The sequence below is a fragment of the Nocardioides zeae genome (assembly GCF_030818655.1).
Taxonomy (GTDB): domain Bacteria; phylum Actinomycetota; class Actinomycetes; order Propionibacteriales; family Nocardioidaceae; genus Nocardioides; species Nocardioides zeae_A.
In genome coordinates this window covers 3,919,264-3,940,519 of record NZ_JAUTAN010000001.1, presented here as the reverse complement: position 1 = coordinate 3,940,519, position 21,256 = coordinate 3,919,264, and the positions used below count along the sequence as shown (strand labels likewise).

Here is a 21,256-nt window from a genome sequence, read left to right as displayed (position 1 = left end):
GTCGAGCGTCCGCGCGCCTCCGGGATGCGCGGTGGGTCGGGCGGAACGCAGAGAACCCCCGCCGAGACTCTCGGCGGGGGTTCTCCCGTGCTGGCGGTGGCGGAGGGATTTGAACCCTCGGTGGGCTTGCACCCACAAACGCTTTCGAGGCGTTCTCCTTAGGCCGCTCGGACACGCCACCGCGGGAGACATTAGCGGACGGCGGGCGCGGTGCCGAAATCGGATCCCGGCCCACCCCCTCGCGGGACGTCATGCGGGCCGGTCGCCCCGGCCGCCGCTCCGCATGACGTCCGGCGACCACCGCTCGGGACGTCATGCGCCCCGGTCGCCCGGGCCACCACATCGCATGACGTCCGCGACGGGCGACGGGCGAACGGGCGACGGGCAACGCGCGACGGGCGAGCGACCCACCCGACCTACCCACACGTCGCACGGCCTGCAACGTTGGCGCAACGTCGCAATGCGGAGCATCATGCAACTGTGACCCCGCTCACCGCGGCGTCGTCCGGCCCGTCGAACCGGCCCGGACCGCTGCGGCACGGCAACGACGCCACGGGGTCGGGATGCGAGGGGTGGTCCGCATGACGAGGTCCGACGTTCTCTCCATGCGCGGCCGCGACGCCATGCGCTCGGCCGTCGTCGACTCGTGGCACCGGTCCGCCTCCGCCGGCGTGCGCCCCGATGCCGCGAGTGCGCCCATCACCGTCCCCGAGAGCGACCTCAAGGACCGCCGCGACGCGCACCCCCTCGCCCGCGCGTTCCCCCTGCTCGACGAGGTGCTCGGCCACGCGGCCCGCGACTGCGACGCGGTGATGGCCGTCTCCGACGCCGAGGGAAACCTGCTGTGGGTCTGCGGCACGCCGACGACGCTGCGCCGCTGCGAGGCCATCGGCTTCGTCGAGGGCTCCAACTGGGACGAGCGCCTCGCGGGCACCAACGCCCCCGGTCTCGCGCTCGCGCTCGACCAGCCCGTCAGCATCGTGCGCGACGAGCACTTCCGCTCCTCCGTGCAGGGCTGGAGCTGCGCGGCCGCGCCCATCCACGACCCCGGCACCAACGCACTGCTGGGCGTCCTCGACATCACGGGCGGGGACCAGATCGTCGTGCCCCAGACCATGGCCATGATCCGGGCCGCCGCCCGCATGGCCGAGCTCGAGCTGGCCCGCGACCTCCTCAGCCGCCAGGACCGGCGCGCGACCGCCCCGTCGGCCGCCGGCCCGCGGATCGTGATGGAGGGCCTCGGCCGCTCCGACGCGCTCCTCACCCTCGAGGGCGCCGGCGGCGCCCCGCAGACGCTGCGCCTCTCGCCCCGGCACAGCGAGATCCTCATGCTGCTGGGCAGCTCGCCGCAGGGCCTGAGCGGGGACGAGCTGGCGGTGCTCCTGTACGCCGAGGACGGCGCCGGCTCCTCCACCCTGCGCGCCGAGCTGAACCGGCTCCGCCACCTCCTCGGCGGCGACCTCCTCGCCTCGCGGCCCTACCGGTTGACCGCCCAGGTCACCGGCGACTGGCTGACCGTCGAGGCGATGCTCGCGGCGGGCGACCTCCGCGCGGCGATGCGCGCGTACGGCGGGCCCGTGCTCCCGCGGTCGACGGCACCCGGCGTCGTACGCCTGCGCGAGAGCCTCGAGTCCCAGCTGCGCGAGGCGCTGCTGCGCTCGCGGGAGGCCGACCTCATGTCGCAGTGGACCCGCTCGACCTGGGGCGCCGACGACTACGAGATGTGGCAGGCCCAGCGTCGTGCCGTCGGCCCGACGTCGCCCATGCTGCCGCTGATCGACGGCCAGCTGGCGCGGCTCGACCGCGACCTCGGGCTCTGAAACGGCCACCGGGAACCGGGCTGGGAGTGACCCCGGTCACGAAAGTGGTCTAGTCCTCGCCATCCGGCGCGCCGCCGGGGCCGAACCGCGGGTGGAACGGCTCCGTTCCTCCCTCCCGGAAAGGCCTCGCCATGTCCTCGTCCTCGCGCCCGTCGCTCGCCTCCCGCCTGACCTCCCGCCTCCCTGCCCGCCTCCGCAGCGTCCGCGTCACGCCCGCGTTCGCCGTCGCCACCGTCGCCCTCGTCGCCGCCTCGAGCGGCACCGGTGCGTACGCCGCCAAGCTCATCGGCGGCGAGGACATCCGCAACGGGTCCATCACCGGCCTCGACGTGCGCGACGGCTCGCTGTTCCGCCAGGACTTCGCCAAGAACCAGCTCCCCGCCGGCCCGAAGGGCGCCACCGGCGCCCGCGGCCCGCAGGGCCCGGCCGGCGCGGCGGGTCCGCGCGGCGCCCAGGGCCCCGCCGGGGAGCAGGGTCCCCAGGGTGAGCAGGGCCCGCAGGGCGAGCAGGGTCCCCGGGGCGAGGACGGCAGCACCACGCGCTGGTTCCTCGTCGACGCCACCGGCGCGATCGTCGCCCAGTCGGGCGGCTTCGAGGTCGCTGCGGCGTACCCCGAGCTCGCCAACACCGCCCCCGCCGGCTCGCCGTCCAACGCGCTGCGCGCCGCGGGCAACGTCTACGTCGACGCCGGCGAGGACCTGTCCGGGTCGGGCATCGTCGCCACCATCGCCCTGCAGAACCAGGTCGACCAGAACGGCGACGGCGTCACCAACGGCCGCGCCGCCAGCCCCGACGCCAACCCCGAGTTCTCGGGCGAGATCAGCGCGACGCTCTGCGGCCTCGCGGGCGTCGTGGCCTGCGCCCCGGCCGGCACCAACAACGCCGAGCACCTCGTCATCAGCCCCCGCCTGAGCGACGGCTCCGTCACGACGAGCCAGAACCGCAAGCGCTTCTACGTGGTCATCACCGACGGCGCGATCACGGTCGGCTGAGGACGCGGGGACGCCGGGCCGCCACCCCGGTACGCCGCGGGTCCGGACCCGTCCGGGCCCGCGGCGCCCGTCGCAACGAGGGTGCAACGTGGGACTTCCTACGGTGTGAGGGCAGTCACACACCTGCCTCAGCGAGGAGAACACATCCCATGACCGTCTACGCCGCACCCGGCCAGCCCGACTCGCTGGTCTCCGTCGCCCCCCGCTACGGCCACTACATCGGTGGCGAGTGGGTCGACCCGATCAAGGGCAACTACTTCGAGAACATCTCGCCGGTCAACGGCAAGGCGTTCACCGAGATCGCGCGCGGCACGTCCGAGGACATCGACGCCGCCCTCGACGCCGCCCACGCCGCTGCGCCGTCGTGGGGCAAGACGTCCGTCGCCGAGCGCGCCAACATCCTCAACAAGATCGCCGACCGCATCGAGGAGAACCTCGCCGCCCTCGCGGTCGCCGAGACGTGGGACAACGGCAAGGCCGTGCGCGAGACGCTCGCCGCCGACCTCCCGCTGGCCGTCGACCACTTCCGCTACTTCGCCGGCGCCCTGCGCGCGCAGGAGGGTGGCATCAGCGAGATCGACAGCACGACGATCGCCTACCACTTCCACGAGCCCCTCGGCGTCGTCGGCCAGATCATCCCGTGGAACTTCCCGATCCTCATGGCCGTGTGGAAGCTCGCCCCCGCCCTGGCCGCCGGCAACGCGGTCGTGCTCAAGCCGGCCGAGCAGACGCCGTGGTCGATCCTGAAGCTCTTCGAGGTCATCGGCGACCTGCTGCCCAAGGGCGTCGTCAACATCGTCAACGGGTTCGGCGTCGAGGCCGGCAAGCCCCTCGCCTCGAGCTCGCGGATCGCCAAGATCGCCTTCACCGGCGAGACGACGACCGGCCGCCTGATCATGCAGTACGCGTCGCAGAACATCATCCCCGTGACGCTGGAGCTCGGCGGCAAGAGCCCCAACATCTTCTTCGAGTCGGTCGCCTCGCAGCGCGACGCGTTCTACGACAAGGCGCTCGAGGGCTTCGCGATGTTCGCCCTCAACCAGGGCGAGGTCTGCACCTGCCCGAGCCGCGCCCTCGTGCAGCGCTCGATCTACAGCGACTTCGTCTCCGACTCCGTGAAGCGCGTCGAGGCGATCAAGCAGGGCAACCCGCTCGACGACACGACGATGATCGGCGCCCAGGCGTCCAACGACCAGCTCGAGAAGATCCTGTCCTACATGGACATCGGCAAGCAGGAGGGCGCCAAGATCCTCACCGGCGGCGAGCGCAACGTGCTCGACGGCGACCTCGCCGAGGGCTACTACGTGCAGCCCACCATCTTCGAGGGCGACAACTCGATGCGGATCTTCCAGGAGGAGATCTTCGGCCCCGTCGTCTCGCTCACCGGCTTCGACGACGAGGCGGACGCCCTCAAGATCGCCAACGACACCCTCTACGGCCTCGGCGCCGGCGTGTGGTCGCGTGACGGATCGCAGGCGTTCCGCGCCGGCAAGGAGATCCAGGCCGGCCGCGTGTGGACGAACAACTACCACGCCTACCCGGCGCACGCCGCGTTCGGCGGCTACAAGCAGTCGGGCATCGGCCGCGAGAACCACAAGATGATGCTGGACCACTACCAGCAGACGAAGAACCTGCTCGTGTCGTACAGCCCCGACGCGCTCGGCTTCTTCTGATGACGACGCCCGACACCGGTTCGGCCGGCACGACGAGCGACCTCCCGGACGGCGCCCTCGGCGTCACGGAGGACTCGCCGCTGCCGCCCGAGCCGGTGCGGGTCTCGGTCACCGACGCGGCGGCGGAGCTCGTCCGCAGCCTCACCGAGACCCACGGTCCGGTGATGTTCCACCAGTCCGGCGGCTGCTGCGACGGGTCGGCGCCGATGTGCTACCCCGACGGCGACTTCATCACCGGCGACGCCGACGTGCACCTGGGCGACCTCGACGTCGGGCTCGAGCGCGGCGTGCCGGTGTGGATGTCGAAGGCGCAGTTCGAGTACTGGAAGCACACCCACCTCACCATCGACGTGGTGAAGGGCCGGGGTGCCGGGTTCTCGCTCGAGGCCCCCGAGGGCGTGCGGTTCCTCATCCGGTCACGGGTGCTGACCGACGAGGAGTTCCTCGCCCTGGAGCGCAGGATCGCCTCCGCCTGACCCGCCTGCGTCACCCCCCTGCGTCACCCACCCGCGTCGCCGGGGCGCGACCACGACGGTCAGGCCCCGGCGATCCGGAACCCGCCGGGCACCGACCGGGCGACGTGGATCTGCTGGGCCATGGCGTGCGGTCCCGCGGCGAGGACGCGCCCGCGTGGCAGGTCCCCGCCCACCGCGCGCAGCTCCCGCACCACCTCCGATCCCCCCTCGCCACCCGACCGGCGCACGGCCGCGGCGTACAGCAGGATCGCCTCGTAGACGCCCTCCGACAGGCTCGACAGCGGGGGCGCCCACGCGCCGTACTGCTCGCGGTAGGTGCGGCGGAGCGCGACGTTGGCCTCGGTCTCGAGGCCGTCGAAGTAGCCGAGCGCCGTCCAGATGCCCGCCGCCGCCTCGTCGCCGATGTGCTCCCGCGTCGACTCGTCCATGACGAGCGACACCACGGTGCAGCGCTCCCGCAGCCCGGAGCGCCACATCTGGCGCTCGAAGGCGACCTCGTCCGCGCCGACCAGCGACGACACGACGACCCGTGCGTCGCTCCGCTGCAGCCGCTCGATGGCCTCGGCGAAGTCGGTCGTGCCCAGGGGCGTCAGGATGCTCGTCACCACCTCGCCGCCGATCTCGTCGACGGCCCGGCGACTCGCGGCGTGCGCGCCGTGCGACCACGAGTAGTCGTTGCCGATGAGGTGCCAGCGGTGGCCGACCTCCGCGGGACGCAGGTGCCGCGTGGCGGCCCGCATCTGCGCGAGCGGGCGCTCGCCCCACCGGAAGACGTTGTCCTCCCCCGCGCCCCCCTCGTTGAGCACGCCGTGGATGAGGGGGATGCCGGTGTCGGCGACGGCGCGTCGTACCGCCTCGAAGGAGGCGCTGGTGACGCTGCCGATGATCGCGCGGCACCCGTCCTGCACCATCCGCCGGGCCTCCACGGCGGCACGGCCCGGGTCGGTGGCGTCGTCGTGGACCACCACCTCGAGGCGCCGGCCCGCGAGGCCGCCCTCGGCGTTGACGCGGTCGACGGCGAGGCGGGCGAGGTACTCGCACGCCTGCGCGAACACCGCACCCGGCCCCGTCTTGCTCGTCAGGAGGCCGATGCGGTGCACGTCCGCCGCGGGCGCGCGGTCGTCCCGCCACCCGCGCTGCTCCATCCACCAGGCCAGCCCCGCCTCGTCGAGGTCGGCGGTCACCCGCAGACGGCACCCCGGTACGCCGTCGCTCACCTCGTCGGTGAAGTGCAGCTGCAGCCGTCCCCGCCACGGCTGGTCGTGGACGACCGTGATGCGGCGCCCGGGGACGCAGGCGCTGATCCGCCCGAGCAGGAGCACGACCGGCCCGTCCTCGCCCAGCGGGATCCGCGCGCTGACGGGCGCGCCGGGACGCACGACGGCGCAGTCGACGTCGAGCAGCCACCCCCCGGCGCCCGCTGTGGCACCACCGGGCCCCCGCGAGCCGAAGGAGGCATAGAGGTCCCCCGCCGAGAGGGTGTGTCGCTCACCGGCGACGAGGACGACCGTGGTCATGCGGTGCGTGCCCCTCGTGAGGGCCCCGGGGGCGGGGCGGGTGGGTCAGGGCCTACGAGGCCTCGGCAGCGTCGGCGACCTCGTCGTCGCTCGACGTCACGATAGGGGAGACGGCAGGAGCACCGGTGGAGGCGGGCGAGGCGCCCTGGGCCAGGATCGACTGCAGGAACCCGAGCGCGTCCAGCACGGGCCCGTCGGGGTGCAGCGCGTAGTAGCGGTACCGCCCCTCGCGCCGCTCGACGACGAGGGCGGCGCTGCGCAGCACCCGCAGGTGGCTCGAGATCGCCGTGCGCCCCACCTCCTGGATGGCGTCCGCCAGGGCACCGGCGGTCGTCTCGTCGTTCTCCGCGAGGAGGTGGAGGATCCGTCGCCGGATGGGGTCGGACAGGGCCTCGAACGCCGTCTGCGCCGCGTTGCGCACCACCGGTCACCTCTTCGGTCTCATGTCAGCCAGTCGACACACGTTAGCAGGCAACGGTCGCCTGCTAGTAAATCTGTCGACATCTATTGACATGTTCAGGCGACAGGCGTTCGCTCCTCCTGCATCCGTCAACGCTGATTGACACATCGGAGGAACATGTGAGCCTGACCCCACCGACACGCGGCGACGTCGAGCGCATCGCCGGCGCATCCGGCCTGGGCATCGCCGAGACCGACCTCGACACCTACCACGGCGCCGCCACCGGACTGCTGCAGTCCTGGAACGTCGTCGAGGAGCTCTACGCCGAGATCGCCCCGACCGCGCCCGCGCGGGAGTGGACCCGACCCCGGGACGAGGAGAACCCCTTCGGCGCCTGGTACGTCACCACCGAGATCACCGGCGCTGCCGATGGTCCGCTGGCCGGGCTCCGGGTGGCGGTGAAGGACAACACCGCCGTCGGCGGCGTCCCGATGATGAACGGCTCGCGGATGCTCGAGGGCTTCGTGCCCCGTCAGGACGCCACCACCGTCGCCCGTCTGCTGGACGCGGGCGCGACGATCGCCGGCAAGGCCGTGTGCGAGGACCTGTGCTTCTCCGGCGGCTCCCACACCGCCAAGTCCGGCCCGGTCCGCAACCCCTGGGACGAGACGCGCTCCACGGCCGGCTCCTCCAGCGGCAGCGCGGCACTCGTCGCCAGCGGCATCGTCGACGCGGCCCTGGGATGCGACCAGGGCGGCTCCATCCGGCTGCCCGCCGCCTGGTGCGGCGTGGTGGGCCACAAGCCGACATGGGGCCTGGTCCCCTACACCGGCGCCTTCCCGATCGAGCAGACGATCGACCAGATCGGCCCGATCACACGCACCACCCGGGACGCCGCCCGCGTCCTCACGGCGATCGCGGGGGTCGACGGCGTCGATCCCCGCCAGCCCGACGTGATCGAGGCGGTCGACTACGTCGCCGCGCTCGACGAGCCGGTCGCCGGACTCCGGATCGGCATCGTCACCGAGGGCTTCGGCCTGGCCAGCTCCGAGCCCGAGGTCGACGCCGCCGTCCGTGACGCCATCGCCACGCTCGAGGGCGCCGGCCTCGTCGCCGAGGAGGTCTCGATCCCCTGGCACAGCCACGGCGCCGCACTGTGGGACGTCATCTCCGTCGAGGGCGCGACCTACCAGATGGTCGACGGCAATGGGTACGGGCTCAACTGGAAGGGCCTGTACGACCCCGACCAGATGGAGTTCTACGGGCGCACGTGGCGCCAGGACCCGAGCGCCTTCTCCGAGACGGTGAAGCTCGTCCTGCTCGCCGGCCGGCACGCGCTCGAGACCTCCCACGGCACGCACTACGCGATGGCCCGCAACCTCGAGCCGCAGCTCGCTGCCGCCTACGACGCCGCGCTGGAGCGCTTCGACGTCCTCGTCATGCCGACCACGCCGATGCGCCCGACGGTGATCCCCGACGCCGACGCCCCGGTGGCCGACGTCCTGGGCCGTGCCCTGGAGATGCTCACCAACACCGCGGCCTTCGACGTCACCGGCCACCCGGCCTGCTCGGTCCCTGCAGGACTCGTCGACGGTCTTCCGGTCGGCCTGCAGATCATCGGCAAGAAGTTCGATGACGCCACCGTCCTGCGCGTCGCGCAGGCACTCGAAACCGCAGTCGGGGGCTTCCCGCTGCCGACCTCTGTGAGGAGCAACGCATGAACGGAGTGTTCGACCTCGCCGGCACCGACGGCGTCGGACCGGTCGTCGTCCCCGACGACGAGCCCGTCTTCCGCGCCGAGTGGGAGAAGGCGGTCTTCCCGATGTTCGCCATGTGCTTCCGCGCGGGCTTCTTCGGCGTCGACCAGTTCCGCCACGGCATCGAGCAGATCGATCCCGCGGTCTACCTGAAGTCGCCCTACTACGAGCACTGGGTGCACACCGTCGAGCACTTCGGCGAGAAGCTGGGCAAGCTCGACATGGCCGAGCTCGACCGACGCACCGAGTACTACCTGGCGAACCCCGACGCCCCGCTGCCCGCCCACGAGGACGACCCCGAGCTGCTCGCGTTCGTCGAGGCCGTCGTGCCTGCGGGCGCCCCCGCCGGCCGGCCCTCCGACAAGGTCGCGCGGTTCTCGGTGGGCGACGTCGTGCGGGTCGACCGCTCCTCGCCCAAGGGCCACACGCGGCGCGCCCGCTACGTCCGCGGCGCCGTCGGCGAGGTGGTGCTCCACCACGGTCCGATGATCTACCCGGACACGGCCGGGAACGGCCTGGGCGAGAACCCGGAGCACGTCTACACCGTCCGCTTCAGCAACGCCGAGCTCTGGGGCGAGGAGCACGCCGAGCCCAACGGCGCCGTCTACTTCGACGTCTGGGACCCCTACCTGGAGCTCGTGACCCCCGCCGCCGGCAGCGCCGCCGCGGCCCCCGCCACCCCCGGAGGAACCCCCGCATGAGCGACAAGATCCGCACCCAGGAAGAGATCGCCGCCCGCGTCAAGGCGCTGGAGTCGATGCTCATCGAGCAGGGCGTCATGACGACGCAGGCGATCGACCGCATGGTCGAGATCTACGAGCACGAGGTCGGCCCGCAGCTGGGCGCCCAGGTCGTCGTGAAGGCGTGGACCGACCCCGGCTTCCGCGAGCGCCTCCTCGCGGACTCCACGGAGGCCTGCAAGGAGCTGGGCATCAGCGGCCTGCAGGGCGAGGACCTCGTGGCGCTGGAGAACACCGACAGCGTCCACAACGTCATCGTCTGCACCCTGTGTTCCTGCTACCCCTGGCCGGTGCTCGGGCTGCCCCCGAACTGGTACAAGGACCCGCAGTACCGCGCCGCCATCACCCGCGAGCCCCGCAAGGTGCTGCGCGAGGCGTTCTCCTTCGACGTCCCCGAGTCCGTCGAGGTGCGCGTCTGGGACTCCAGCAGCGAGATGCGCTACTGGGTGCTGCCGCAGCGGCCGGCCGGCACCGAGGACTGGAGCGAGGAGCAGCTGCTGGCCCTCGTCACCCGCGAGTCGATGATCGGCGTCGGCCCGCTCGCCGAGGCGGCGTGATGGCGACCGCCACGACGCTGCCGCCGCCCTACACCGACCCCGCCGAGCTCAGCCGCGCCCGCGCGGCCGTCGAGCAGCTCGTCTGCGGCCTCCCCGGGGCGACCCCCGGCGCCACCCCCGGCCAGGACGGGTTCGAGCACCCGTGGGAGATCCGCTCGTTCGCGATGGCGGTAGCGGCCCACGAGCGGCTCGGCTTCGACTGGGCGCAGTTCCAGGGCGCCCTCATCGCCTCGATCGACGCGTGGGAGGGCGCGGACCCCGCGACGCGGGGCCCGTGGTCCTACTACGAGCACTGGGTGGCGGCCCTCGAGTCCGTGATGGCCGCCTCCGGGGTGCTCGACGGCACCGTGCTGGAGGTCCGCACCCAGGACGTCCTGGCGGTCCCGGCGAACCGGAACCACCACGAGGCGCACCTCGAGCCGATCGCCGTGGACCCGGCGCGCTGATGGCCGCCCGGCGCACCTCCCCGGCGCAGGCGACGCGGCGGGCCCGGTACGTCGCGGGCCCGTCGCTCGACCTCCGCCTCACGCTCGACACGACCGGCGCCGAGCAGATGCTGGTCAACCTGCGCTCCGACGCCGAGCTCCCGCTCGTGCAGCGCCTGCTCGAGGTCTTCGACGGGGCCGTTGCCGTCAGCCTCTGCCGCGTCGAGCGCGACGGACGCCGGGCGCTGGCCCTCCGCCTCGCGGAGCAGCGTCCGGTCACCTGGCTCGGGGCCGACCTGCTCGAGGTCGCCCCGGCCCACCGGGCTGCCGCGGCCTGACGGGCACGGCGGCAAGCAGTGCTGCCGCACCACGGGTGCTGCGGCGGACCGAGGAGTGATCCCGGTTCGCCGCAGCCCGCCCGATCAGATTAGGGTCACCTAACATGCGCACCCGGATCGCTCAGCGGCTCGTCCCCGATCCCGAGGTCGCACCCCCCGCCGTCACCGACGAGCGTCCCACCACGGGTGGCCGGCTCCTGCGCCGTACGCTCCGCCGGCACCGCGGCCGCCTCACCGCCGCCTTCGCGCTCATCGCCACGTGGCAGGTCTGCGAGGCAACCGTGCCGGTCGCGATCGGCATCATCATCGACCGCGCCGTGGCGACCGGCGACCTCGTCGCGCTGGGCTGGTCGGCGCTCGGGCTGGCGGCGCTGTTCGCGGTGCTGAGCTACAGCTACCGCTTCGGCGCACGCGTCTCCGGCTACGCGATGCAGGTCGAGAACCACCGCCTGCGCACCGAGATCACCGACCACGTGCTGTCGCCCGCCGGTGCCCGCACCGGTGCGATGCCCGGCGAGGTGCTCTCGCTGGCCACCTCGGACGCCGAGGTCAGCACCCTCGTCGTCCACCAGGTCGCCCAGGCCTGCGCCGGCATCGCCGGCCTCACCGTCGCCGTGGGCGTGCTGTTCTGGACCGACCCGCTGCTGGGCGTCGTCGTCGCGGTGGGTACGCCGCTGGTCCTGCTCGGCTCGCAGGCCGTCGCCCCGCTGCTCAGCCGCCGCACCGCGGCCGCGCAGGAGCGGATCGCCCGCGCGTCCGGCCTCGCGGCCGACCTCGTGTCGGGCCTGCGTCCGCTGCAGGGCGTCGGCGCGCAGGGCACCGCGCTGGGCCGCTACCGGGTCGCCAGCCGCGACGCCGCTGAGGCCGGTGTGGCCAGCGCCCGCGCCGAGGGCCTCATGCTCGGCGTCACGGCGGGCGCCTCCCTCCTGTTCCTCGCCGTCGTCGCGCTGCTCGCCGGCCTGCGCGCGGTCGACGGCCACCTCACCGTCGGCGAGCTCATCGCCGTCGTCGGCCTCGCCCAGTTCCTCGCCGAGCCCCTCCTCATGTGCGCCGAGCTGGTCTCCACCCTCGCGGCGTCGCGCGGCAGCGCGGGACGCATCTCGACGTTCCTCGCGACGCCGCCGCTCGAGCGGCACGGCGACCGTCCGGCACCGACCGACGCCCCCCTGGTCGTGCGCGACGTGGTGGCCGGTCCGCTGCGGGGGCTCGACCTCGCCGTACGCCCCGGGTGCCTGGTCGCCCTCGTCGTCGACGAGCCCGCGGCCGCCAGCACCCTGCTCGGCCTGCTGCGGGCGGAGGACGTGCCCGAGGCCGGTCAGGTCAGCCTCGGCGACGTGCCGCTGGCGGAGCTCGCGCTCGCGGAGCGCCACCGCACCCTGCTCGTCGCCGCGCACCGCGTCGACCTCTTCGAGGGCACGCTCGCCTCGAACGTGGACCCGGGCGGCGCGCTGCCGACCGCCCGCCGCGACGAGGTGCTCGGCGCCTCCGCCGCCGACGACGTCGTCGCCCTCTCCCCCGAGGGCCTCGACGCCCACGTCGCCGCCCACGGGTCGACGCTCTCGGGCGGCCAGCAGCAGCGCGTCGCCCTGGCGCGCGCCCTCGCCGCCGACCCGCCCGTGCTCGTGCTCGACGAGCCGACGACCGCGGTCGACGCCGTGACGGAGCAGCGCATCGCCGGCGGCCTCCGCGCGCTGAGGCAGGGCCGCGCCACCCTCGTGCTCACCTCCAGCCCCGCGCTCCTGGCGGTGGCCGACGAGGTCGTCCACGTCGTGGCCGGGCGCGTGGCCCGCACGGGCACCCACATCGCGTTGCTCGAGCACGCGGCGTACCGGGAGGCGGTGCTGCGATGACCGCGGAGACCAGGGGCACCGGCGAGACCGTGGAGATCGGTCGCGACGCGGACGCCGAGGCCGGGCGCACGCTGCTGCCCGTCGCGACGCCGCGGGAGGCGGCCCGCAAGGCGTGGGCGGCGTTCGCGGGCCACCGGGCGCCGCTGGCGCTCGCGGGCGTCATGTTCGCGCTGTCCGGCCTCGCCGGGCTCGTCGCCCCGGTGGTGTTCGGGCGGATCGTCGACGCGGTCACCGGGAGCGCGGAGGGCCCGGGCGGCCCAGGCGGCTCGGCGAGCGCCAGCGCCCTGGTCTGGTGGGGCGCCGGCGCCATCGCCGTCGCCGCCGTCGTCGAGCTCGTCGCGGCGTGGGCCAGCGTCACGTTCCTGGCCCGGGCCGGCGAGCCCGCGCTCGCGCGGTTGCGCGAGGAGGTCGTGGAGGTCGCGCTCGGCCTCGACCACGAGGTCGTCGAGAAGGCCGGCGAGGGTGACCTGCTCTCCCGCGCCGGCGACGACGTGCGGGTGCTCGCCGACGCCCTCACGAAGGTGGTCCCCCTGCTGGTGCGCTCCGTCGTCGCGATCGCCTTCACCGCCGTCGGGTTCTTCGCGCTCGACTGGCGCCTGGGCGTGGCGGGACTGCTGACGCTGCCGTTCTACGCGATGAGCCTGCGGTGGTACCTGCCCCGCTCCGGCCCCTACTACCGCGCCGAGCGCGCCGCCATGGGCGCCCGCGCCGAGGCGCTCCTCACGGCCGTCCACGGCAGCGCGACCCTGCGCGCGCAGGGCCTGGCGCCCGCGCACTCCGAGCGCGTCGGCCACGCCTCGTGGCGCTCGGCCGCCATCGGCCTCAGCGTGTGGAACCTGCTCACCCGCTTCGGCCAGCGCACCAACCGCGCCGAGCTGATCGGCCTGCTGCTGGTGCTCGGCAGCGGCTTCTTCCTCGTGCGCGGCGACCTCGGCCCCCGCAGTCACCGTCGGCGCCGTCACGACCGCCGCCCTCTTCTTCCACCGTCTCTTCAACCCCATCGGCGCGGTGCTGATGATCTTCGACGAGGTGCAGTCCGCGGGCGCGTCGATGACGCGCGTCGCCGGCGTCGCGCAGCTGCGCACCGCCGCCCCCGCCCCGACCCCGGCGCCGGCCGCACCGGCACCGCTGGTCATCGAGGGCGTCGGGCACGCGTACGACGCCGGTCGACCCGTCCTCGCCGACGTCAGCCTGGTGCTCGAGCCCGGTGAGCGCGTCGCGGTCGTGGGCGCCAGCGGCGCCGGCAAGTCGACGCTCGGGCAGATCGTCGCCGGGCGCATCGCCCCCACCGCCGGCACCGTGCGCCTCGGCGACGTGCCGGTCGCCGTGCACGGCGTCGCCGCGCGGCCCCCCGTCGTCATCGTGACCCAGGAGGTGCACGTGTTCGCGGGCACCGTGCGCGACAACCTCACGCTGGCGGACCCCGACGCCCCCGACGAGCGCTTGTGGGAGGTGCTCGAGCACCTCGGCTCCGCCGGCTGGGTGCGGGCCCTCGGCGGGCTCGACGTCGTGGTCGGCGAGGGCGCCACCGCGTTGACGCCCGCCCAGGCGCAGCACCTCGCGCTCGCCCGTGTCGAGCTCGCCGACCCGCAGGTGGTCGTGCTCGACGAGGCCACCGCCGAGGCCGGCTCGTCCGGCGCCCGCGACCTGGAGCGGGCGGCCGCGCGGGTGGTCCAGCGGCGTACCGCCCTGACGATCGCCCACCGCCTCACGCAGGCCGAGGCCGCCGACCGGGTGGTCGTCATGGACGGCGGCCGCGTCGTCGAGGTGGGCACGCCGGCCGAGCTGGTCGCGTCGGGCGGGCACTACGCGCGGCTGTCGGCGGCCTGGCACGCCTGACGTCGCAGCGCTCGCCCGCCGCCACGGGCGCGGGGTCCTCACCACCCGGCGTGCATAGTGAACGGGTGGCTGCGACCAGCGATTCCACCGGCGCCAAGCGCCGAACCCTGACCGTGCTCGTGACCGGTGCGTCCGGCTTCATCGGGCACCGGCTCGTGCCTGCGCTCGTCGCGGAGGGGCACGACGTCCGGGCGATGACCCGGCACCCCGAGGACTACGACGGCAAGGGCACCCCGGTGTACGGCGACGTCGCCGACCCCGGGTCGCTCGCGGAGCCCCTGACCGGGGTCGACGTGGCCTACTACCTCGTGCACTCCCTCGACGACGACGACTTCGAGGAGAAGGACGCGTCCGCAGCCCGGGCGTTCGGGCAGGCGGCGGCCGCGCTCGGCGTCCGCCAGATCATCTACCTGGGCGGTCTGGGCTCCGACGACGAGGAGCTGTCGCCCCACCTGCGCTCGCGTCGCGAGGTCGAGCACCTGCTCGCCGAGAGCGGGGTGCCCGTCACCACGCTGCGCGCCGCGATCGTCGTCGGCCACGGCGGCATCTCCTGGGAGATCACCCGCCAGCTCGTCGACAAGCTGCCCGCCATGGTGGCGCCCCGCTGGGTCAAGACCCGCACGCAGCCCATCGCGGTGGACGACGTCGTGCGCTACCTCGCCGGCGTCGCCGACCGCGAGGAGGCGCTCGACCGGGCCTTCGAGATCGGCGGCCCCGACCGGCTCGACTACCTGGGGATGCTCCGCGAGGCGGCCAAGATCTCGAAGGGCCACGCGCCGCCGATCGTGCCCGTCCCCGTGCTGTCGCCCCGCCTGTCGTCACGCTGGCTGGCCCTCGTCACCACCGTCGACGCCACGACCGGTCGCAACCTCGTCGACTCGATGGGCGTCGAGGTGGTCGTCACCGACCACTCGATCCGCGACATCGTGCCCGGCGAGCCGCTGACCTACGCGGAGGCCGTCCGTCGCGCCCTGGCCGAGAGAGAGGCCGAGGAGGCGGAGGGGAAGGCAGGGGCCGAGCGCTGAGTCCCGTACCTCCGGCTCCCCCGCCCCGGGGCGTCGACACCCGGCAGCGCGTCGTCACCATCGGCACGGTGGTGGCGGGCGCCGTCGTGCTCGCCCTCATGCTGCGGTTCGACCCCGGCTCGGTGGGGTTCTACGCCTGCACCGTGGCGCTCGCCGCGGTGTGGGCCGCCGGGGCCTTCCTCGCCGGGCCCGTCCACCTGGGCCGCACCGGACGGGCGCCCGGGCGCCGGCCGCTCCTCGTCCCGTTCGGGATCGGGGTCGGGCTGATCGCGCTGTTCGTCGTCGGCGGCCTGGTCGTGCGGGAGGTCCCGCTCCTCGAACCCCTCGACCGGGCCGTGCGCCACGTCGTGGCCTACACCGGCGACGGTGTCGCCCCCGGTCTCGTCGTGGTCACCGCCGTCGCGGGCATCTGCGAGGAGCTGTTCTTCCGGGGTGCCCTCTACGACGCCGTCCGCCGCCACCCCGTGCTCGTGACCGCGGCCGTCTACGTCGTCGCGACCGCCGCCACCGGCAACATCATGCTGGCCTTCGCGGCGGCCCTGCTGGGGGTCGTGACCGCCCTGCAGCGGCGGGCCACCGGCGGGGTGCTCGCCGGCTGCATCACCCACGTGACGTGGTCGGTCGGGATGCTCTTCATCCTGCCGATGCTGTTCCCGTCGGCGTAGCCCCCACCGGGGCGCTCACCCGCCGACGGCGGCCTGGAGCTCCTCGTTCGTCGCGATCTCGTCGGCGGGCGGCACGCTGAGGTCGAGCGGCTCGTTCTGCTCCGAGAAGGTGTACGTCGCGCCCGACGCCCCCTGCGCCACCTCGGCCTCGAGGATGAAGGGCTCGCCCGTCGTCGCCACCCGGAGCGTCGCGCTGCCGGCGCCGTTCGTGAGCGTGACCGCCGGGTCGCCGTCGACCTCGACCTCGTCGCTGACGAGCCAGCCGTCCTCCTCGAAGGCGTCCGCGTCGTAGGTGTCGCCGAGGAGCGCCTCCAGCCCCTGCTGGCAGAGGATGCCGAGCGACGTGGCGTCCGCCGACTCGGTGCCGTCGATCCACCGGTCGCCGACGACCTCCTGCAGCGCGGCGATCTGGGCGGCCTGGTCGCCGCCCTCGCCCTCGCCCTCACCTTCGCTGGGGGTGCCGGCGTACGCCGCCCAGTACTCCGGACCGGGCCGGAAGAAGAACTGGTCGTCCACGGCGAGCACCTCGCCGAAGGCGCCGTCCGCCCCCACCGATCCCGAGCAGTCGCCGTCGACGTCGAGGCGCAGGTCGAACGGCGGCAGCTGCGCGTCGGTGGGCTGGAGGACGACGCGCACCGACGTGAGCTCGCGCATGGCCCCGTCGATCCGCTCGCCGATCTCGCCGATGGGGTCGTCCTCGATGCCGTTGCGCTCCGCGCCCGCCGCGTCGGCGTCGTCGCCCTCGCGCAGCTGCGAGAACACCGCGAGCCCGCCGACGACGGCCACCAGGGCGAGGGCCGCCCCTCCACCGACCAGCGCGGGCCGCGAGAAGCGGCGGGGCTTCTCCACCCCCCGCTTCACGAGCAGGGTGGGCTCCTCCGCCTTGTCCGCAGGCTTGTCCGCAGGCGGGTCCGCCAGCTGCTCGTCGCGCTCCTGGTCGGGCTCGTCGGCCACCGTCTCGCTCCGATCGACGTCGTCGTGCCGCGCGTCACGGCGACGCGCCGACGGCGAACGGTACCGGTCGCCCCTGAGAGCGGTCAGCAGGTCCGCCCACGGACCTCCTCCGGCTGGGGGCGTCAGTCCAGGCCGACCTCGGCCGCCGGCACGACCCCGCGGGCGGCGGGGTCCGGGACGACGACCTCCTCGTCGTACGCCAGTTCGTCGACCGTCGCCGGCGACCCGTCGCGCGGCGTGACGACCCGGACGAAGCGGTGCTCGCCGGTGGCGGCGACGACCAGCGAGACAGGGCCCTCCTCGCCGGTGCGCTCGAGGCCGAGCACCGGCTGGTCGTCGACCTGCTCGAGTCCGGTGACCTCCGTGGTGGCGTCCTCGCCGCCGAGCAGCCGGCCGTCGCGCGTGTCGTCGAGGGCCTGGCAGACGAGGGCGATGTCGGTGAGGCCGGAGAGCGGGTCGAGCAGCACCCAGCGGCCGGCAGCGGCCGCGACGACGGCGTCCGCCTGCTCGGCCGTGAAGCCGACCTCCTCCAGGAAGGGGGCGTCGAACGCGCCGTACACGTCCTCGCTGTCACCGATGCCGGAGACCATGCGCGTCGGCCGGAGCACCTCCGCCGTGCCCGACCCGGCGGTGAGCGTGCCGAGGCACGCGCCCTCCTCGCCCACGGCGACCTGGGCGTCGACGGGGAGGCCGAGGTGCGTCGCACGCACCCGCGCCCGCACGGTGGTCACCTCCGACATGTCCTGCAGGACGGCGGCCTCGATCGACGAGGCGGGCAGGGCCGCGAACCGCTCGGCGGCCGCGGGGCTGTCGTCGGCCCCCGCGCCGGGCTCGGGCGGCGTCCCCGAGCCGGACGACGCGTCCTCATCGGCGTCGTCGGAGCTGCAGGCCGCGAGGCCGGGGAGGAGCAGGAGCGGTACGACGAGCGCCGCCCACCGGCGTCGGGAGGTCGGTCGGGTCATCGGTCGGGTCATCGCAGCACCTGCTCCTCGACCCACGTCGGCACGATCTGGCCGGCCTTGCCGTGGCGGGCCTCGTGGAACATGGAGCGCCCCTCGGAGGGCACGAGGTTGAGCTCGAGGGTGTGGGCGCCGTAGGCCCGCGCCACCTGCACGAACCCGGCCGCCGGGTAGACCGCGCCCGACGTGCCGATCGAGACGAACAGGTCGGCCTCGGCCAGCGCGTCCTCGATCTCCTGCATCCGGTAGGGGATCTCGCCGAACCACACCACGTCGGGCCGCAGCTCGCACGAGCCGCACGCGGGGCACGGCGGCAGGTCGGACAGCTCCCCGAGCCACTCGCTGCGCTTGCCGCACGACCGGCACAGGGCCTTCTTCAGCTCGCCGTGCATGTGGATGAGGCGCTTCGTGCCGGCGCGCTCGTGGAGGTCGTCGATGTTCTGCGTGACGAGGAGGAAGTCGTCGCCGAGGTGCTCCTCGAGGCGGGCCAACGCCTCGTGGGCCGGGTTGGGGTGGACGAGCGCGAGGGCCGCGCGTCGGGCGTCGTAGAACGCCTGCACCACCCCGGGCTGCATCTCGTAGGCCTCCGGGGTCGCCACGTCCTCGACCCGGTGCCCCTCCCAGAGGCCGTCGGAGTCGCGGAACGTCGGCACGCCCGACTCGGCGGAGATGCCCGCTCCCGTCAGCACCACGATGCGCATGGCGGTCATTCTGCACGCCCGTGCGCCAGGTCACGGTGGGGGCCGTCACACGTGGGACCGCGAGGTGCCCGTGCCCCCTCCCCGTGTAACGCGGTGTCCGGGCTACTCCACACGTGTTCTACCACCGCACAAGTGACACCTACACCGCGTTACACGTCGGGGGGTGGGCGTGCTCCGGCGTGACCCGACCGGGGATGCCCGACGGTGGGCCGGGCGCTCAGCCCGGGCGCGTGATCGAGACCGCGAGCGCGACGAGGTGGCCCATGCGGGCCAGCTCGGACTCGAGGAACTCCGGGCCGCCGCGCCGACCGACGACGATCTGCTCCGCGCGGCCGCTGCCGGTGCGCGCGAGCGGGACGGCGCAGAGCACGTTGACGTCGTCGTCCGGCTGTTCGACCCGCGCCACGCGGTCGACCGCGAACCAGCCGACCGTGCCGGGCGCGGCCCCGGTGGCGTGGACGATCTTGGTGCTGTCGTGGCAGCCGGGGGCGTCGACGCGACGTACCCGCGCCGCCCAGTCCGCCCGGAACGTCACCGGCAGCAGGTCGACGACCCGGTCCAGCGCCTCGGCGGGGTGCGCCGTCAGCTCCTCGACGGCCTCGAGGTCGAGGAAGAGGTTGCCGCCCGCGGCGTACCGGCTGATCCACACCACCCGGACCCCGTCGAGGCGGTTGCAGGCCGAGACGATCGAGTCGGGCATCGCCCCGGGGGCCATCTCGAGGAGCACGTCGTCGACCGCGGTGCCGTCGGGACGGTGCTCGACGATCTCGATGGCCTCGATGTCGGCGCCCGCCTCACCGATCGCGGAGGCCACCCGGCCCAGCGACCCCGGCACGTCGGGCAGCTCCACCCGCAGCAGGAAGGGCATGGCGCAGGTCCCTCCTCAGGCCTCGGGTCTCGTCCGTTCCGAGGTCACGATAGTCGCTCGGCCATCGTCGGACGGTCGGGTGCCCACGTGCCGTCCGGCACGCCGTGAACCGGACTGGCATGATGCTGGCAGTCCCACCCCGCCGGATCGGAGGCCCATGTCCCGTCGCGCCCTCGTCGCGCTGCTCGCCGTGGGCGCGCTCGTGACCGGCTGCTCCGACGACGTCGCCACCGAGCCCGACCAGCCCCACGAGCTCGCACCGTCGCAGCCGCCCGTCGACACGACGGCCGTCACCGTCGACGGCTACCCGGCCGTGGTCGACCCCTCCGTGCTCGAGGACGTGCCCGCCGCGTCGACGGTCACCGTCACCGAGCAGCAGGGCGAGGTGCACGTGACGTGGCCGCGGCTCGGCATCGCCGCGCTGGACGCCGAGCTCGACCGGCTCGGAGCGGACGAGGTGGCCGCGTTCCGCCCCACCGTGGCGTCGGCCCCCGAGGACTCCGAGCTCAACGGCACCTGGAGCTTCGTCGGGTCGTCCGGCGACATGGTCGGCGTGCTCACCGACACCTTCCGCCTCGCCGAGGGCAGCTCGGTGGAGACGTGGCAGACGACCTGGTACGACGCGGCCGCCGGCACCGTCGTCCCCAACGGCGCGCTCGTCGACGACCCCGCGGCGCTCGCCGAGGACGTCACCGAGGCCCTCGACGGCCAGCCGGCGGTGGACGTCGACCTGCTCGCCACCGCCCTCACGACCGGCGTGCCCGTGCTCGGGTTCACCGAGAACGGGGAGCTGTTCGTCGGCTTCGACGAGGGCCAGATCTCGCCTGCCCACACCGGTCGGGTGAGCGTCGTGCTCACGCTCGACCAGACGGACGACCTGCTCTCCGACCTCGGCGAGGTCGCCCAGGCGTCGCTCGTCGACCCCACCCTGCCCCCGGGCGCCGTCGACCCGGGCGCCGTCGACCCCGGCGCCGTCGACCCCGGTGCGGAGGAGACGGAGGGCGCGGAGGACACCGAGGACCGGGCCACCTCGACCCCGCCGGTGGACACCGGTGACGTCGACTGCGCCGTGCAGCAGTGCGTGGCCCTCACCTTCGACGACGGCCCCGGCGCCGGCACGCCCGCGCTCCTCGACGCGCTCGGCACGCTCGACGCGCCGGCCACCTTCTTCGTGCTGGGGCAGCAGGTCGCGACGTACCCGGGCGTCACCGCCGCCATCGCCGCCGCCGGCCACGAGCTCGGCGTCCACACGTGGGACCACCGGAACCTGACCCGCCTCCCGCTCACCGAGGTCGACCGCGAGCTCGCCCGCACGGTCACCGTGGTGGAGGACGTCGTGGACCAGACGCCGACGCTGTTCCGGCCGCCGTACGGCGCGACCGACGAGCGGGTCCGCACGCGCGCGGACGCCGCCGGGCTCAGCGAGGTGCTGCCGACGGTCGACCCCGACACGCTCGCCGGCCTCGCGCCCGCGGCGCTCGTCGAGCGGGTCGTCGCCGGCGCCGAGGCCGGCGGGATCGTCGTGCTCCCCGACACCGCCACCACGAGCGCGGCGACCGTGACCGCCATCGTCACCGGGCTGCGCCAGCGGGGCTTCACGCTCGTGACCGCGAGCCGCCTCCTCGACAGCACCGGAGACGCGGAGGACGGGGACGGCCCCGGGGACACCGAGACCACCGGCTGACCCCCCGGGTCGGCCC

Annotated in this window: 21 protein-coding genes and 1 tRNA gene; 15 read left to right on the top strand and 7 right to left on the bottom strand. The window is 74.2% G+C overall.

The genetic code is table 11. The features are described from left to right. Positions 1 to 91: 91 nt before the first annotated feature. Positions 92 to 181 (bottom strand) — tRNA-Ser (locus QE405_RS18695). A 400-nt stretch (positions 182 to 581) separates the two neighbouring features. Here QE405_RS18695 and QE405_RS18690 point away from each other — a divergent pair. From QE405_RS18690 to QE405_RS18675, 4 genes are all read left to right on the top strand, one after another. After that, a complete protein-coding gene (locus QE405_RS18690; RefSeq protein WP_307204017.1) occupies positions 582 to 1,820 on the top strand; it encodes a GAF domain-containing protein in 1,239 nt (412 codons plus the stop codon). Between the two features lie 131 nt (positions 1,821 to 1,951). Next, complete coding sequence (locus QE405_RS18685; RefSeq protein WP_307204010.1) at positions 1,952 to 2,812, top strand: hypothetical protein; 861 nt, start codon at positions 1,952 to 1,954, stop codon at positions 2,810 to 2,812. Positions 2,813 to 2,961: 149 nt separating this feature from the next. Beyond that, a complete protein-coding gene (gene exaC / locus QE405_RS18680; protein ID WP_307204003.1) occupies positions 2,962 to 4,485 on the top strand; it encodes an acetaldehyde dehydrogenase ExaC in 1,524 nt (507 codons plus the stop codon). Then, the gene (locus QE405_RS18675; RefSeq protein ID WP_307203996.1) at positions 4,485 to 4,961 is read left to right on the top strand and encodes a DUF779 domain-containing protein; all 477 of its coding nucleotides are present in this window, start codon (positions 4,485 to 4,487) and stop codon (positions 4,959 to 4,961) included. Before exaC ends, QE405_RS18675 begins: the two co-directional genes overlap by 1 nt. A 59-nt stretch (positions 4,962 to 5,020) precedes the next feature. On the opposite strand, the gene QE405_RS18670 is transcribed toward QE405_RS18675, so the two are convergent. Continuing rightward, complete coding sequence (locus QE405_RS18670) at positions 5,021 to 6,478, bottom strand: substrate-binding protein (protein ID WP_307203991.1); 1,458 nt, start codon at positions 6,476 to 6,478, stop codon at positions 5,021 to 5,023. 52 nt (positions 6,479 to 6,530) lie between these two features. Further along, complete coding sequence (locus QE405_RS18665; RefSeq protein ID WP_307203986.1) at positions 6,531 to 6,902, bottom strand: ArsR/SmtB family transcription factor; 372 nt, start codon at positions 6,900 to 6,902, stop codon at positions 6,531 to 6,533. A gap of 155 nt (positions 6,903 to 7,057) precedes the next feature. Between QE405_RS18665 and QE405_RS18660 the strand changes: the two genes are divergently transcribed. From QE405_RS18660 to QE405_RS18615, 10 genes are all read left to right on the top strand, one after another. Further along, positions 7,058 to 8,599, top strand: a complete 1,542-nt coding sequence (locus QE405_RS18660; protein WP_307203969.1) for an amidase — start codon at positions 7,058 to 7,060, stop codon at positions 8,597 to 8,599. Further along, the gene (gene nthB, locus QE405_RS18655) at positions 8,596 to 9,336 is read left to right on the top strand and encodes a nitrile hydratase subunit beta (protein WP_307203963.1); all 741 of its coding nucleotides are present in this window, start codon (positions 8,596 to 8,598) and stop codon (positions 9,334 to 9,336) included. The genes QE405_RS18660 and nthB overlap by 4 nt, the downstream gene beginning before the upstream one ends. Next, positions 9,333 to 9,932 (top strand): nitrile hydratase subunit alpha, encoded by a 600-nt coding sequence (gene nthA, locus QE405_RS18650; protein ID WP_307203958.1) that lies wholly within the window; start codon positions 9,333 to 9,335, stop codon positions 9,930 to 9,932. Before nthB ends, nthA begins: the two co-directional genes overlap by 4 nt. Beyond that, complete coding sequence (locus QE405_RS18645; RefSeq protein ID WP_307203950.1) at positions 9,932 to 10,378, top strand: nitrile hydratase accessory protein; 447 nt, start codon at positions 9,932 to 9,934, stop codon at positions 10,376 to 10,378. The genes nthA and QE405_RS18645 overlap by 1 nt, the downstream gene beginning before the upstream one ends. Further along, positions 10,378 to 10,695: a hypothetical protein gene (locus QE405_RS18640; RefSeq protein WP_307203946.1), complete on the top strand. Its 318-nt coding sequence runs from the start codon at positions 10,378 to 10,380 to the stop codon at positions 10,693 to 10,695. The genes QE405_RS18645 and QE405_RS18640 overlap by 1 nt, the downstream gene beginning before the upstream one ends. A 104-nt stretch (positions 10,696 to 10,799) precedes the next feature. Continuing rightward, positions 10,800 to 12,545 carry an ABC transporter ATP-binding protein gene (locus tag QE405_RS18635; RefSeq protein WP_307203941.1) on the top strand — a complete coding sequence of 582 codons (1,746 nt, stop codon included), beginning with the start codon at positions 10,800 to 10,802 and terminating at the stop codon, positions 12,543 to 12,545. After that, positions 12,542 to 13,756: an ABC transporter transmembrane domain-containing protein gene (locus tag QE405_RS18630; RefSeq protein WP_307203935.1), complete on the top strand. Its 1,215-nt coding sequence runs from the start codon at positions 12,542 to 12,544 to the stop codon at positions 13,754 to 13,756. Before QE405_RS18635 ends, QE405_RS18630 begins: the two co-directional genes overlap by 4 nt. Then, on the top strand, positions 13,740 to 14,384 hold the full coding sequence (locus QE405_RS18625; protein WP_307203931.1) for an ATP-binding cassette domain-containing protein: 645 nt from the start codon (positions 13,740 to 13,742) through the stop codon (positions 14,382 to 14,384). The genes QE405_RS18630 and QE405_RS18625 overlap by 17 nt, the downstream gene beginning before the upstream one ends. A gap of 65 nt (positions 14,385 to 14,449) precedes the next feature. Next, entirely contained in the window at positions 14,450 to 15,409 is a 960-nt protein-coding gene (locus QE405_RS18620) for an NAD(P)H-binding protein (RefSeq protein WP_307203930.1), read from the top strand. 68 nt (positions 15,410 to 15,477) lie between these two features. Beyond that, positions 15,478 to 16,074, top strand: coding sequence for a CPBP family glutamic-type intramembrane protease (locus QE405_RS18615; protein ID WP_307203929.1), 597 nt, complete (start codon positions 15,478 to 15,480; stop codon positions 16,072 to 16,074). 15 nt (positions 16,075 to 16,089) lie between these two features. Here QE405_RS18615 and QE405_RS18610 read toward each other — a convergent pair whose 3' ends face one another. From QE405_RS18610 to QE405_RS18595, 4 genes are all read right to left on the bottom strand, one after another. Then, positions 16,090 to 17,028 carry a hypothetical protein gene (locus QE405_RS18610; RefSeq protein ID WP_307203928.1) on the bottom strand — a complete coding sequence of 313 codons (939 nt, stop codon included), beginning with the start codon at positions 17,026 to 17,028 and terminating at the stop codon, positions 16,090 to 16,092. Between the two features lie 122 nt (positions 17,029 to 17,150). Beyond that, on the bottom strand, positions 17,151 to 17,990 hold the full coding sequence (locus tag QE405_RS18605; protein ID WP_307203927.1) for a hypothetical protein: 840 nt from the start codon (positions 17,988 to 17,990) through the stop codon (positions 17,151 to 17,153). Between the two features lie 8 nt (positions 17,991 to 17,998). Beyond that, positions 17,999 to 18,688, bottom strand: coding sequence for an NAD-dependent deacylase (locus tag QE405_RS18600; RefSeq protein ID WP_307203926.1), 690 nt, complete (start codon positions 18,686 to 18,688; stop codon positions 17,999 to 18,001). Between the two features lie 217 nt (positions 18,689 to 18,905). Beyond that, a complete protein-coding gene (locus QE405_RS18595; protein ID WP_307203925.1) occupies positions 18,906 to 19,556 on the bottom strand; it encodes an ACT domain-containing protein in 651 nt (216 codons plus the stop codon). Positions 19,557 to 19,713: 157 nt separating this feature from the next. On the opposite strand from QE405_RS18595, the gene QE405_RS18590 reads away from it, so the two are divergent. Next, positions 19,714 to 21,240 carry a polysaccharide deacetylase family protein gene (locus tag QE405_RS18590; protein ID WP_307203924.1) on the top strand — a complete coding sequence of 509 codons (1,527 nt, stop codon included), beginning with the start codon at positions 19,714 to 19,716 and terminating at the stop codon, positions 21,238 to 21,240. Positions 21,241 to 21,256 lie beyond the last annotated feature (16 nt).